This is a genomic window from Mesorhizobium sp. LNJC405B00 (genome assembly GCF_000502615.1).
Lineage (GTDB): Bacteria > Pseudomonadota > Alphaproteobacteria > Rhizobiales > Rhizobiaceae > Mesorhizobium.
The window spans coordinates 148,710-162,741 of record NZ_AYWC01000013.1; the positions used below are offsets into that span (position 1 = coordinate 148,710).

The 14,032-nt window shown below is 63.4% G+C and carries 12 protein-coding genes and 1 tRNA gene; 7 read left to right on the plus strand and 6 right to left on the minus strand.

Annotated elements, in window-relative coordinates:
- Positions 1-113 precede the first annotated feature (113 nt).
- Positions 114-1,121 carry a LysR family transcriptional regulator gene (locus X756_RS143075; protein WP_023669640.1) on the plus strand — a complete coding sequence of 336 codons (1,008 nt, stop codon included), beginning with the start codon at positions 114-116 and terminating at the stop codon, positions 1,119-1,121.
- Positions 1,122-1,125: 4 nt separating this feature from the next.
- Here X756_RS143075 and X756_RS143070 read toward each other — a convergent pair.
- Positions 1,126-1,199, minus strand: a tRNA-Gly gene (locus tag X756_RS143070).
- 181 nt (positions 1,200-1,380) lie between these two features.
- Here X756_RS143070 and X756_RS143065 point away from each other — a divergent pair.
- Positions 1,381-1,644, plus strand: coding sequence for a DUF6460 domain-containing protein (locus X756_RS143065; RefSeq protein ID WP_023681941.1), 264 nt, complete (start codon positions 1,381-1,383; stop codon positions 1,642-1,644).
- Positions 1,645-1,712: 68 nt separating this feature from the next.
- Here X756_RS143065 and X756_RS143060 read toward each other — a convergent pair whose 3' ends face one another.
- On the minus strand, positions 1,713-2,615 hold the full coding sequence (locus tag X756_RS143060; RefSeq protein WP_023730975.1) for a histone deacetylase: 903 nt from the start codon (positions 2,613-2,615) through the stop codon (positions 1,713-1,715).
- Between the two features lie 217 nt (positions 2,616-2,832).
- Here X756_RS143060 and X756_RS143055 point away from each other — a divergent pair, with 217 nt between their 5' ends.
- On the plus strand, positions 2,833-4,170 hold the full coding sequence (locus tag X756_RS143055) for an MATE family efflux transporter (protein ID WP_023730976.1): 1,338 nt from the start codon (positions 2,833-2,835) through the stop codon (positions 4,168-4,170).
- Here X756_RS143055 and X756_RS143050 read toward each other — a convergent pair.
- On the minus strand, positions 4,167-5,237 hold the full coding sequence (locus X756_RS143050; RefSeq protein ID WP_023730977.1) for a quinone-dependent dihydroorotate dehydrogenase: 1,071 nt from the start codon (positions 5,235-5,237) through the stop codon (positions 4,167-4,169). The two genes, X756_RS143055 and X756_RS143050, sit on opposite strands and share 4 nt — an antisense overlap.
- Complete coding sequence (locus tag X756_RS143045; protein WP_023715339.1) at positions 5,234-5,584, minus strand: DUF952 domain-containing protein; 351 nt, start codon at positions 5,582-5,584, stop codon at positions 5,234-5,236. The genes X756_RS143050 and X756_RS143045 overlap by 4 nt, the downstream gene beginning before the upstream one ends.
- Positions 5,585-5,689: 105 nt before the next feature.
- Here X756_RS143045 and X756_RS143040 point away from each other — a divergent pair, with 105 nt between their 5' ends.
- Entirely contained in the window at positions 5,690-6,124 is a 435-nt protein-coding gene (locus X756_RS143040; protein ID WP_023730978.1) for a hypothetical protein, read from the plus strand.
- Positions 6,125-6,257: 133 nt separating this feature from the next.
- A complete protein-coding gene (locus X756_RS143035) occupies positions 6,258-6,917 on the plus strand; it encodes a response regulator transcription factor (RefSeq protein WP_023688678.1) in 660 nt (219 codons plus the stop codon).
- A gap of 66 nt (positions 6,918-6,983) precedes the next feature.
- Here X756_RS143035 and X756_RS143030 read toward each other — a convergent pair whose 3' ends face one another.
- Positions 6,984-10,487 carry a PAS domain-containing hybrid sensor histidine kinase/response regulator gene (locus X756_RS143030; RefSeq protein ID WP_023730979.1) on the minus strand — a complete coding sequence of 1,168 codons (3,504 nt, stop codon included), beginning with the start codon at positions 10,485-10,487 and terminating at the stop codon, positions 6,984-6,986.
- A gap of 252 nt (positions 10,488-10,739) precedes the next feature.
- On the opposite strand from X756_RS143030, the gene mscL reads away from it, so the two are divergent.
- Together mscL and X756_RS143015 are read left to right on the plus strand one after the other, a co-directional pair.
- Positions 10,740-11,159, plus strand: a complete 420-nt coding sequence (gene mscL / locus X756_RS143020; RefSeq protein ID WP_023681933.1) for a large conductance mechanosensitive channel protein MscL — start codon at positions 10,740-10,742, stop codon at positions 11,157-11,159.
- 157 nt (positions 11,160-11,316) lie between these two features.
- A complete protein-coding gene (locus tag X756_RS143015) occupies positions 11,317-12,483 on the plus strand; it encodes a pyridoxal phosphate-dependent aminotransferase (RefSeq protein ID WP_023696681.1) in 1,167 nt (388 codons plus the stop codon).
- Positions 12,484-12,502: 19 nt separating this feature from the next.
- On the opposite strand, the gene hemA is transcribed toward X756_RS143015, so the two are convergent.
- Entirely contained in the window at positions 12,503-13,780 is a 1,278-nt protein-coding gene (gene hemA, locus X756_RS143010; protein WP_023730981.1) for a 5-aminolevulinate synthase, read from the minus strand.
- Between the last annotated feature and the right edge of the window lie 252 nt (positions 13,781-14,032).

Genomic DNA, 14,032 nt, shown 5'->3' on the forward strand with positions numbered 1-14,032 from the left:
CGCGAAAGTGTGACCCTTTGCCATAACTGTCAAATGCGATCTTCGGTGGTTGCTATACCAAAACCGGTATATGACTAAACCGGGCTGGAACAGTGGCGGAAGCGGGAAAAGGCATGGCGGCTTTACGAGGTCCTCAGGGAATTTCAAGCGGTTACGATGAATTGCCGGGCGATGGCGAGACACTTCTGCGTAGCGGCTTGAGCCTGCGTCACATGCGCATGATCGCAGCACTCGACGATCACGGTCGGGTGAGTGCTGCCGCCCAGGTGATGAACATCTCGCAGCCGGCGGCCTCGCGCATGATTTCCGAGATGGAAGCGGTGCTCGAGGTGAAGCTCTGCGAAAGGCTGCCGCGCGGCATCACACTCACCCCTTACGGCAAGGCGCTGGCCCGGCGCGCGCGCTCGATCCTGCTCGAAATGCGCGAGGCCGACCGCGAAATATCGGAGCTCAAGGCCGGCAAGGGCGGCTCGGTGTTCCTTGGCGCGGTGACGGCGCCGGCGATCGAACTGGCGGTCCCGGCGATCCGCGAGATACGCCGCCTCTATCCGCGCATCGAAATTACCATGCAGGTCGAGACGTCGAATGTGCTGGCGCGCGAACTGATCGCCACGCGCCATGATTTCATCATAGCCCGTGTTCCCGAAGACCTCAATCCGCGGCTGTTCGAATCCCGTGTCATCGGCGTCGAGAAGGCCTGCCTGATCGTGCGTCGCGGCCACCCGCTGAGCAATGGCCATCCTCTTAACAATGGGAGGGCGGTGCGGCTGGAGGACACCGCCGCCTTCGACTGGGTGTTCCAGTCGGGCGGGTCGCCGCTGCGCCAGGCGATGGAGAGCAATTTCCTGAACCGCAACATCGCCCTGCCGGACCGCATCCTTAACACCTCGTCCCTGCTGCTCACACTGGTCATGGTGGCGCAGTCCGACGCCATCGCCCCGGTGTCGATCCAGGTGGCAAAATTCATCCAGAACCCCGACGGTCTCGCCGGCGCCATCGATGTCGTCCAGACCGAGTTTGACATCGAGGTCCGCCCCTACAGCCTGATCACGGTGAAGAACCGCGTCCTGTCGCCGGCAGCCAAGATGCTGCACGATTTTATCTTGCGGGAGGTGGGATAGGAACTGGAGCGGGTAGAGGGAATCGAACCCTCGCGTTCAGCTTGGGAAGCTGACAAGCTACCATTACATCATACCCGCATTGGCCTCTCGATATCATGACGGGCGTGCTTCGGGCAATCGCCCTTGGACAGCTCTTCGTAAACGGCTGTTGGAAACCCCGACCGATTGCGCCAGTCCGCCTGCCTTGATGTGGGCGCAGCAAGTGCGTATTCGTGGTTTGTACCCCGAATCCGGGCACACCAATCTGGAGGCAGGCCCCTTGTCCACAGTGACGCGCTTTCTCGGTGACTCGCCCGTCAGGGTGATCGTCAAGCTGCTGGTCGTGTCGTTCCTCGTCGGCCTGGTCATGAATGCGTTCGGCTGGACGCCGATGGACGTCTTCTACCGCATCCAGGGTTTCTTCATCGATCTGTGGAATCTTGGCTTCAACGCGGTCTATCGCTTCTTGGGCTATATCCTGCTCGGCGCCGCGATCGTCGTGCCGGTGTTCATCCTGCTCAGGGTCGCGAACTACCGGAAGTGAAGCGGAGGCATGATCCCGAAAAGTGGCAACCGGTTTTCGGAAAAGATTGTGCTCAAACCGAAGGCCACTCAGGCAAAGTCCGACGCCACCTCGAACAGGATGGCGTGGCGCGCGGCCAGCGCTGCGACATCGGTCGAATAGCCGCCGCCGATGACACCGCAGACCGGGATGCCCAGCGCGCGGAAATGACCGATCACCATGGCGTCGCGGGCACGCACGCCGTCATCGCTGAGCGACAGCCGGCCAAGCCGGTCCTCGGCATGCACGTCGACACCGGCATTGTAGAAGACGATGTCCCAGTGCGCCTTGGCCGAGAGCTCCGGCAGGAGGACACCCAGCCGTTCGAGATAGGCGCCATCGCCGGTGCCGTCCGGCAGGGCAACGTCGAGATCGGAGGCAATCTTGCGCACCGGATAATTGCGCTCGCCATGCATGGAAAAGGTGAACGCGCGTGGCTCGTCTTTCAGGATGTCCGCGGTGCCGTCGCCCTGATGCACATCGAGATCGACGATCAGGATGTTTTTCACCGCGTCTTCGGCTAGCAGCACCAGCGAAGCGACGGCAACATCGTTGAAGGTGCAGAAGCCCGCGCCTTGCGCGCGCCGCGCATGGTGGCTGCCGCCGGCGCTGTTGCAGGCAATGCCATTGATAAGCGCCAGTCGCGCCGCCAGCACCGTGCCGCCGGCGGCGAGTTGCGCCCTGAGCGAAACGCGCGGTCCCACGGGAAAGCCGATCTCGCGCTCGATCTTTTCAGGCACTGAACACGTGATGACCTGGACGACATAATCAGCCGCATGGGCGAGCTTCAGCCAGGAGGCCGGCGCCGGCTCGGGCATCGACAGCGCCCCGGCATGGATCAGACCCCTGATATGCAAGGCCTGCATCAGCAGCGGATATTTGCTCATCGGAAAGCGATGATTGACGGCGAAGCCGGCATCGTAGTCGGGATGATGGACGATCTGCAGGGGCATGGCTAAAGCAATTCCAGGAAAAGTGTGCAGCGGTTTTCCCGGGAGAAGCGCGTAGCGCTTCCCTTTGGGAATTGCTTAAAACCAGTACTGGGATCCGGCGGGCTCGCGCCAGAAGAACATTTCGGTTGGCCGTCACGGCAAGAGTGATTGCGCGGTGGCGGGAAAATGGGGCACATCGGCTGTTCGATCAAGCCGCAACCAGCAAGGCAGCAATCCCCTGGACACGGGTGCAACCCCAGCCGACGCGAGACCCTTCGCCGTCACCAATCGTTCGGTGCTCGCCATCGCCGTGCCGATGACGCTCGCCTATCTGACGACGCCGCTGCTCGGCATCGTCGACACGGCGGTGGTCGGGCAGTTCGGCGATGCCGCCCTGCTCGGCGGCCTGGCGGCCGGGGCCCTGGTCTTCGACGTCGTCTTCAGCACCTTCAATTTCCTGCGCTCCGGCACCACCGGCCTCGTCGCCCAGGCGTTTGGGCGCGGCGACGAAACCGAGGAGCAGGCGGTGTTCTGGCGCGCCGTGCTGATCGCGGCCGCCGCCGGCATCGTGCTTGTCGTCCTTGCGCCGCTGATCGCCATCGCCGGCCAGAAATTCATCGGCGGCGAAGCGCGCGTCGGCGAGGCGATGGGCGTCTATATCCACATCAGAATGCTCGCCGCCCCCTTCACGCTGATCAACTACGCCATCCTCGGCTATGTCCTTGGACGCGGCGAGGGCGGGCTTGGGCTGATGCTGCAGGCGGTGCTCAACGGCATCAACATCGTGCTTTGCATCCTGCTCGGCCTGAAGCTTGGCTGGGGCGTCGCCGGCGTGGCCTGGGCGACCGTCACCGGCGAATGTCTGGCCATGCTGCTGGGTCTCGCCATCGTTGTCTGGCGGTTCCGGGCCGCACCCCGCCTGCCGCGGCATCGCCTGCTCGACATGCCCGCTTTCCTGCGCATGCTGTCGCTCAACCGCGATATCATGATCCGCTCGTTCTCGCTGCTCGCCGCTTTCGCGCTGTTCACCCGCCAGGGCGCGCAGTTCGGCACGCTGACGCTGGCCGCCAATGCCGTGCTGATGAACTTCTTTCTCGTCGCCGGCTATTTCCTCGACGGTTTTGCCACAGCCGCCGAGCAGTTGGCGGGACGCGCGATCGGCGCACGCGCCGAGACGGCGTTCCGCCGGGCGGTGCGTCTGACCTTGTTCTGGGGGTTCGGCCTCGCCGGAACCGCGACGCTGATCTTCTGGCTCGGCGGCGCCGGCCTGATTTCTTTGATCACCACGTCGCAGGACGTTCGTGCTGCTGCCGACATCTATCTGCCGTGGGCGGCACTGACACCGTTGAGCGGCGTGCTGGCCTTCCAGATGGACGGCGTCTTCATCGGCGCCACGTGGTCGCGCGACATGCGCAACATGATGCTGGTGTCGTTCCTGGCCTTCAGCGCCGCATTGTTCAGCTTGGCGCCGTCTCTCGGCAATCGCGGCCTGTGGGCGGCGCTGCACGTTTTCCTGCTGGTGCGCGGCTTCAGCCTGCTGGCCATCCTGCGGCTCAGGCTGCGCACGGCTTTTTAGAGCGCCTTGGCAGCCCACTGATCGAGCCGGCTGTCGCGCAGTTCGCGCAAAGACGTCAGCCTTTCCTTTTCTGCAAAGCGCACCATGCCTGAAAGAATGCGGCCTGGCAGCGCGGGGCCGGCATAGATCATGCCGGTGTAGAGTTGCACCAGATCGGCGCCGGCGCGGATTTTTTCCAGAGCCGTCTCGGCAGAATCGACACCGCCGACGCCGATGATGGCGCACTCCGGCCCGAGCAGTTTGCGCATCTTGGCCAGCACGATCGTCGAGCGTTCGAACAGCGGCTTGCCGGAGAGCCCTCCGGTCTCGCTGGTGGTGCTACGCAATCCGGTCCGCGCCAGCGTCGTGTTGGAGACGATGACCCCGTCGATCTGCTTTTCGCTGACCTCGGCGGCGATGTCCTCCAGCTCGGCCTCGACCAGATCAGGTGCGATCTTGAGGAAGATTGGTGGCTGGGCCGATGCCGAGGCACGCGCCGATACGACGCGAGCCAGAAGTTCGCCGAGCTGTTCGCGCGCCTGCATGGTGCGCAGGCCGGGCGTGTTGGGCGACGAGATGTTGACGGTGAGATAGCTGGCGTATTTCGCAAAGCGGGAAACGCCCAACTCATAGTCACGGACACGATCGGCGCTGTCCTTGTTGGCGCCGATGTTGACGCCGACAATGCCGCCGCGTCCCTGGCGCGCGGCAAGGCGTTTTTCCGCCGCCTCGTGGCCCTCATTGTTGAAGCCCAGGCGGTTGATCACCGCGTCATCCTGGGTCAGCCGGAAGATGCGCGGCTTCGGATTGCCCGCTTGCGGCAGCGGCGTCACGGTGCCGACTTCGGCAAAGCCGAAGCCGAGGCCAAGCAGCGCGTCGGGCACTTCGGCGTTCTTGTCGTAGCCGGCGGCCATGCCGAGCGGATTGGGGAAGGCGATGCCACAGAGGCTGAGCTTCAACCTGTCGTCGCGCACCGTCCGCCCGCCGACCGGCAGACCGCATCGCAGCGCCGCGATCGACATGCCATGCGCCGTTTCAGGGTCGAAGGTGAACAGCAGTTTCTGGCCGATGCGGTCGAACACGCTCATTCGGCCTCCAGCGCCGGGAATTGATGCGTGCCGTCGGCGCCCAGCGGCAATGGCCGCACCCACAGGACTGTCTTCAGGTCGAGCTCGCCGTAAAGATGCGGAAACAGCGCGCCGCCCCGCGAGACCTCGTACTTCAGCGCGTCACCGAGCAGCGCCCCGTCGATGGCGATCAGCAGCAAATCCATCTGGCCGGCGAAATGCTTCGCCGCCGTCTCCCTGACCTGATCAGCGGTGGAGAAATGGATGAAGCCGTCGGCGATATCGATCGGAGCGCCGGTGAAACGGCCGTTTTTCTCGGCCTCGCGCCAAAGCGCTTCGGGCGCGATCTTGTAGATAATCTGAGACATGGTTGCGCTATAATCCGAACCGATCATGCGGGGAAGGGCAACTCGTCCGCATTTACGGCGCAAAGCTGTGATAGGTTGCGAACACTGGCTCGTGGAGGATGGAACATGCGTCTGCAGCACATACTGATCCCCGCCGCACTGGTCTCGCTGGTCGCGGCATCGGCCTGGTCGGAGGAGGCCGACCACTACCGGCTGGAAAAATCGGCCAACGGCTATGTCCGCATGGACACCCGGACCGGCGCCATGTCGATCTGCGAAGAGCGCTCCGGCCAGCTCGTCTGCAAGATGGCCGCCGACGAACGCGCCGCCTTCCAGGACGAGGTCGAGCGTTTGCAGGCCTCGATGAAGGCAATGGACGAACGCGTCGCCAGGTTGGAGAATTCGCTGTCGGCCCGTCTCGAGTCGAAATTGCCGAGCGAAGAGGATTTCGACAAGACGATGAGCTATATGGAGCGCATGCTGCGTGGCTTCATGGGCATCGTCAAGGAGATGGACAAGGACAATGGCAACGGCGCCAAGCTCAACTCGCAAAAGACCTGAGCTGCCCGGCGCAAAGTGCCGTCCGGCCATTGCCGCTTGAAAACAAAGCGCTTCGCCGCATAATCGTCCGATCCCGTAAAAGCCGTCAATCGATAACGAAGTTTGGGCAACAACGGGATTTGGGGAGGAACATTTGCCGTCGGGTTACACCTTCGTCATCGCCGACGACCATCCGCTTTTCCGCGGCGCCTTGAAAGAGGCGCTTGCCGGCGTCGGCGATGTCGCCGCCATTCACGAGGCCGGCGATTTCGAAAGCGCCAAGGCGCTGGTCGTGGCCCATGAGGATGTCGACCTCGTGCTGCTCGATCTGTCGATGCCGGGCGCCAGCGGCCTGTCCGGTCTGATCGCGTTGCGCGGCATCCACCCGGCGGTGCCGCTGGTGGTGGTGTCGGCCCACGACGACCCGGTGACCATCCGGCGCGCGCTCGATCTCGGCGCATCCGGCTTCATCTCCAAATCGGCCAGCATGGAGGAAATCCGCAGCGCTGTGCAATCGGTGCTGGCAGGCGATATCGCAGCCCCCGTCGGCATCGACCTCGGCGTCGAGCGCGACCCGGAAATATCCGACCTGATCAAGCGGCTGCAGGCGCTGACACCGCAGCAGACGCGTGTCCTCGGCATGCTTGCCGAAGGCCTGCTCAACAAGCAGATCGCCTACGAGCTCAGCGTATCCGAAGCGACGGTCAAGGCGCATGTTTCGGCCATCCTGCAGAAACTCGGCGTCGACAGCCGCACCCAGGCGGTGATCCAGCTGTCCAAGATCGGCAGCGATCCGCTGCAGCCGGCGGGCTAAAGCTATTCCAGGAAAAGTGCGTAGCGCTTTCCCTTGGGAATTGCGTAAAACAAAAAGATAGAAACTCTACTCGGCCGCCGACGCCAGCGGCCTGACCCTTGCCATCATCGAACGCAGCACCGCCGGCTTCAGCGGCTTGTTGATCACCGGCACGTCGAGCGCGGCGGCAGCGGCACGGACCTCGGTGGAGCGGTCGGCGGTGACCAGCACGGCCGGCAGGTCGGAACCATGGATGTCACGCAGGCGGGCGATGATGTCGAGGCCGCTTCTGCCATCGAGATGATAGTCGGCAAGCACGATGTCGGGACGATCGGCCCTGCCAATATCCTCCGAACCCGAAAACGTGCCGATGCTGCAGCCCCAGCCCTCGAGCAGAAGCCGCATGCCGTCGAGGATGCGGGCGTCGTTGTCGATGCACATGACGCGCAGGCCGGCCAGCGAATTCGCGGTGCGGGCAGGCGCCTTCGGCTCGACCTCGCGCCGCGGCGCCTCAACCGCCGCAACCGGCAGGATAACGGAAAAGCGCGTACCCTTGCCCGGGTTGGAAAAGATCTGGATCTCGAGCCGCAGCACCCGCGCGATGCGGTCGACGATGGACAGGCCAAGGCCGAGACCTTCGGCCTCGCGCACGCCTTCGTCCAGCCGGGTGAACTCGTTGAAGACCGTGTTCAGCTTGTCGCCGGCAATGCCGATGCCAGTGTCGATCACCTGGATTTCGGCGAGTTCGCCGCGCCGTCGCACGCCGACCAGGATGCGGCCATGGGGGGTGTATTTGATGGCGTTGGAGACCAGATTCTGGATCAGCCGGCGCAGCAGGTTGCGGTCCGTCAACACGCTGAGCGACGAGGCTATGATCGTCAGATCGAGTTTCTTTTCGGCGGCGAGCGGCTGAAAATCATTGCCGATCTGGCGCAGCAGCCCGTCCAGGCGGAAGGCGCTGTCGTCCGGCTTCATCGCGCCGGCGTCGAGGCGGGAAATGTCGAGCACGGCGCCCAGGATCGTCTCGACCGATTCGAGCGAGGATTCGATGTTGATAGCAGCCTCCCCGGCCGGGCCCTTGCCGGCCTTTTCGATCAGCGACGAGCAGTAGAGACGGGCGGCGTTCAGCGGCTGCAGGATGTCGTGGCCGGCGGCGGCGAGGAAGCGCGTCTTGCCCAGATTGGCCTCCTCGGCCAGCATCTGCGCCTGCGCCAACTCCTCATTGACCCGGGTCAACTCCTCGTTGACCCTAGTCAGTTCGATGGTACGCGTCTTGACCCGCTGCTCCAGCGATTCATTGGCCCGCTTCAGCGCCAAATCCTGTTCGACGCGTCCTGATATGTCGGCATAGGTGGCAACGATGCCACCGTCCGGCATCGGGTTGGAACGCAGTTCGAGGATTCGGCCACTGGTCGTCAACTCCATCTGCCATGGGCTGACGAAGCTGGTCAGCCGGTTGAGCATCGCCACGCGCTGGTCGGCCGGGATATCGCCGCGCTCGGCGAGGTGGCGCAGGATGCGGTCGAGCGAGACGCCGACCTGGCCCATCTCGTCGGGCAGGTCGAACAGCGCGCGATATTGTCTGTTCCAGCAGATCAGACGAAAATCGCGGTCGAATACGGTGATGCCCTGCTCCATCTGGTCGAGCGCGATCTGCAGCAGGTCGCGATTGTGCTGCAGCGCTTCGGTGGCGTCGTCGAGCAGGCGAAAGGCGTCCTTGGACTCGCGGTCGTTGCGGCGAAACAGCAGCGACAGGATCAGCCGCGCCGAAGACGAGCCGACCGCGCTCGCCAGCAGCTGCTCGGAAAAGCGGATGACATCCATGCTGGCCTGCTCATTGCCGTGCAGCGAGACGCCATTGCTTTTCTCGAAGGATTGGAAGGAGCGCTCGGTGCGCTCGACGCCGAGGTAGCGCGAGATGGTGTCCTTCAGCACGTTGACGGTGATGGCGGTGCGGAAGCGGCGCAGGCTGGGCATCGGGCCGGATTCGCGCGGCACGAAGATCGACGCCTGGATCCGCTCCAGCGGCACTGACGCACGCGACAGCGAGCCGAGCACGAAGAACAGCGTGTTGACCGACAGGCTCCAGAGCACGCCGTGGTTCAACGGTTCGGCGACGGTGCCGAACAGAGCCTGCGGCCGCAGCGCCTCGAAACCGAACAACCCCTGCACGACGATGTCCGCGTCGGCTGCCGAGAGCGACGGCAAAAGCAGCGTATAGCCCCAGACGAGGATGCCGGCGACCATGCCAAGGGCCGCGCCGCGGCCATTGGCGCCGCGCCAGATCAGCCCGCCGATCAGCGCCGGCGCGAATTGGGCGATTGCCGCGAACGACATCAGGCCGATCGACGACAGCCGCGCCGAGTTGGTGCTTTCGCGGTAGTAGAGGAAGGCGATGAACAACAGGATGAAGATGGCGCCGCGCCGCACGTTGAGGATCAGCGTCGACCAATCCTCATTCTCAGAGGTCGTGGTCTTGAGCAGGCGGCGCACGAACAGCGGGATGACGAGGTCGTTGGAGATCATGATCGACAGCGCCACGCTTTCGACGATCACCATGGCGGTCGCCGCCGACAGCCCACCGATGAAGGCGGCCATGGCGAGGAAGTCATGGCCGCCGAACAAGGGCAGCGCCAGCACATAGAGGTCACTGGTGGTTTTGGCGCCGACCAGCGCCAGGCCGGCGAAGGCGATCGGCAGCACGAACAGGTTTATCGCCACGAGATAGAGCGGAAACACCCAGGTCGCGGTGCGCAGTTCGGCCTCGCCGCGGTTCTCGACGATGGTGACGTAGAACTGGCGCGGCAGCATGATGATGGCAAAGCCGCTCAGGCAAGTCAGCACCAGCCAGGTGGCGAGCGAGGTGTTGTAGCCCATGGCTTGCCGCACCTGGCTGTTTTCGGCCAGCTTGTCGATCATGTCGCCCGGGCCACCGAAGATCAGGAAGGTGACCATCAGGCCGATCGCCAGGAAGGCGGCGAGCTTGACCACGGTTTCGACCGCCACCGCCAGCACCAGCCCGTCCTGGTGCTCGGTGGCGTCGGCATGGCGGGTGCCGAACAGCACCGCAAACAGCGCCAAGAGCATGGCCACCACCAGCGAGATGTCGCTGACGAAGGGATCGAAGGAGGGCGGCGATCCCGTATAATGCTCGACCATCAGGCCGACCGAACCGGAGATCGCCTTCAATTGCAGTGCGATATAGGGCACCGCGCCGATGGTGGCGATCAGCGTGGCGATCGCCGAGACGGCAAAGCTCTTGCCGTAGCGCGCGCCGAGGAAGTCGGCGATCGAGGTGATCTTCTCGCTCTTGGCCAGCCGCACGATGCGATTGAGCAGCGGAAAGCCGAACACGAACACCAGCACCGGCCCGGTGTAGATGCCCAAAAATTCGAGGCCGCGCTCGGACGACAGGCCGACCGAGCCGAAGAAGGTCCAGGAGGTGCAGTAGATGGCGAGGCTGAGCGCATAGATGAAGGGCCGGGCGCGGCCGGGTCCCAGCGCCGTTGAACGCCGGTCGCCGAGGCTGGCGATGACGAACAGCAGCGTTACATAGGCGACCGCAATGATGACGATGAACCAGCCCTGCACGGCCCGAAAATCCTCCTCGGCCAGCTTTCACCCCGGCCTGCCCAGAGGCAATCACAGCTCTAAGGTCAAGTCCATCGCGGCTTTCCGGCGCATGGCCGCGACGCGGCCCTGTCGAACCGTGACCCAAGGTAAGGAGAAAGCGGTGTTTTCCAGCTTTTGCTTCTGTTGCAACCGCAGGTTTTTGTTATGGTGCGCACGGGCCGACGCCGGAGGGACGGCGGCAGCGCGGTCCGTCATGACAAGGAGGGTCGAATGCTGAAAGAATTCCAGGAATTCATTTCCAAAGGAAATGTGATGGACCTTGCGGTCGGCGTCATCATCGGCGCGGCCTTCAGCAAGATCGTCGATTCTCTTGTCAATGACATCATCATGCCTTTCATCGGCGCACTTGGTGGCGTCGACTTTTCCAACTACTTCATAGGCCTCTCATCAACAGTGCATTCGACCAATCTTGCCGACGCGCGTAAGGAAGGCGCGGTGTTCGCCTACGGCAATTTTATCACCGTGGCGCTGAATTTCGTCATCCTGGCTTTCATCATCTTCCTTATGGTCAAGGCCGTGAACAACATGCGCAAGCGGCTCGAGCGCGAGAAGCCGGCCGCACCTGCGGCTCCGCCGCCGGCTGACGTCGCACTGCTCACCGAAATTCGCGATCTCCTCGCCAGGAAATAGACAAGGCCAGATTTCTGGACCAAAACCCCGGTCGTTCGCGGCCGGGGTTTTCTGTTGCCGCATCTGCTAAGAGCATCCGCCAATGCATGTCGCCCATAAGTGCGCAGCGGTTCTGGATAATGACATGCATCAAAGCGGACATCAAAACGGACCTGTCATGACCCTGATCGATAGCTTGCGCGCCGAAGCGGTGGCCGCCCCCGAAAGCGGCATTGTCGCCGTCGTCAATTACGGCCGTACGCGCGAGGGCATGATCCCGCTCTGGGCCGGTGAAGGCGATTTGCCGACGCCTGCCTTCATTTCGGAAGCCGCCGCCAAGGGGCTCGCCAATGGCGAGACCTTCTATACCTGGCAGAAAGGCATTCCGGAGCTGAGGCAAGCGCTTTCTCGCTACTATGCCAGGCATTTCGGCAAGAGCTTCGCCGAAGAGGAATTCATCGCCACCGGTTCCGGCATGCATGCCATTCAGTTGGCATTAGCCGCGGTCGCCGGCAGCGGCGACGAGGTGGTCTATCTCTCCCCGGCGTGGCCGAATTTCGCCGCCGCCGCCGGTATTTCCGGCGCTACCCCGGTTGCGGTCACGCTCGACCAGTCGGGCAATGGCTGGTCCTGCGATGTCGACAAGATTGCGGCTGCGGTGACGCCGCGCACCAAGGCGCTGTTCGTCAACACGCCATCGAACCCCACCGGCTGGACGGCCGATAAGGAAACGCTGCAGGCGATCCTGAATCTCGCCCGCCAAAATGGCCTGTGGATCATCGCCGACGAGATCTATTCGCTGTTCCACTACGGCCACGGCCGTGCGCCGTCCTTCCTCGACATTTCGACCGCGGAAGACCGCATCCTGTTCGTCAACTCCTTTTCCAAGAACTGGGCGATGACCGGCTGGCGCGTCGGCTGGATCAAGACCCATCCCGAGCTGCAGCAGGTGTTCGAGAACCTGATCCAGTATTCGACCTCAGGCGTCGCCCAGTTCATGCAGCGCGGCGCCGTCGCGGCGCTGGACCACGGTGATGCCTTCATCGTCGAGCAGGTGGAGCGCGCCAGGAAAGCGCGCGACCTGGTCTGCGATATTCTCGGCGCAACCGGCAAAGCGCGCTTCACCGTGCCGCAAGGCGCGTTCTATTTGTTCTTCACGGTAGACGGCATCACCGATCCGCGCCGGGCCGCTTTCGACATTGTCGACAAGGCCAATGTCGGCCTCGCGCCAGGCACCGCCTTCGGCCCTGGCGGAGAGGCGTTTTTGCGCCTGTGCTTCCACCGCCGCCTCGACCAGCTCGAGGAAGCGGCACACCGGCTGGCGGGATGGATGAGGACGGTTTGAGGTTAAATGGGCGGCGGCTTCAGCCGCCCGACTTCGGCACCAGCAGCGGCACAATCCGGTCGCTCTTGGTGACAGTGGGCCGCCCTGCGGAGCCATAGGGAATGCCCAGCGCATCCCATGTCTCGACCAGCGCGTCCTGCAGTCCCGCAATCAGCGCATCGGTATGGAACGGCGTCGGCGTGATGCGCAGCCGCTCGGTGCCGCGCGGCACGGTCGGATAGTTGATCGGCTGGATGTAGATGCCGTGCACGCCGAGCAGACGGTCGCTGGCCATCTTGCAGAGTTCGGGGTCACCGACCAGCACCGGCACGATATGGGTCGGCGATTCCATCACCGGCAGGCCAGCTGCAGACAGAACCTCCTTGGTCCGCGACGCCTGGCGCTGTTGCGCATCGCGCTCGGCCTGCGAGCGCTTGAGGTGGCGGATGGACGTGGTGGCGGCGGCGGCGATGGCCGGCGGCAGCGCCGTGGTGAAGATGAAGCCCGGCGCATAGGAGCGCACCGCGTCGATGACGGCGCTGTTGCCGGCGATATAGCCACCCAGCGTGCCGAACGCCTTGGCCAGCGTGCCTTCGATGATGTCGATGCGGTCGGCCAGCCCCTCGCGCTCGGTGATGCCGCCGCCGCGCGGTCCGTACATGCCGACGGCATGGACCTCGTCAATATAGGTCATGGCGTTGTAGCGTTCGGCCAGTTCGACGATCTGCTTGATCGGCGCGATGTCGCCATCCATCGAATAGACGCTCTCGAACACGATCAGCTTGGCGCGTTCGCGGCCCGCCACCTGCAGCAGGCTTTCGAGATGCGCGACGTCATTGTGACGGAAGATCTTCTTTTCGGCGCCCGAGCGCCGCACGCCTTCGATCATCGAGGCATGGTTGAGCTCGTCCGAAATGATCAGGCAGTTGGGCAAAAGCCGCGCAATGGTCGAGATCGACGCTTCGTTGGAGACGAAGCCGGAGGTGAAGACCAGCGCCGCTTCCTTGTCGTGCAGGTCGGCCAGTTCCAGCTCGAGCTCGACCAACGGGTTCGAGGTGCCGGAAATGTTGCGGGTGCCGCCGGCGCCCGAACCCATCTTGCCGGCCGCGTTCTGGAAAGCGGCGATGACATCGGGGTTCTGGCCCATGCCGAGATAGTCGTTGGAGCACCAGACGGTGATTTCCTCGGCGCGGCCGTTGGAACGCCAGATAGCGCGCGGAAACTTGCCGACAATGCGCTCGAGATCGGCGAAAACCCGGTAGCGCCGCTCGGCGTGGAGCTGATCGATCGCTTCCTCAAAGAACCGCTGATAGTTCATGTCGCCTTCCCAGTTTTGCGCGGGATCATAATCGTTGGCCCATTCGTCGTCCACCGGGCCGTTTTGGTCAAAATGCCACGCCCCAAGCCTGTTCCTAACGACCCCGGATCGTGGCCTATTCCCTTGATGTGGATCAATTTTGTTTCCGTACGGTGCCACAGGCCGGTGAGACTGTTACGGATTTAACATTCAGGCGTTTCTAATGGCCTTGCCGCAGGCTTTCCAGTAAGGCGGTGATTGAGACAGTTTCCG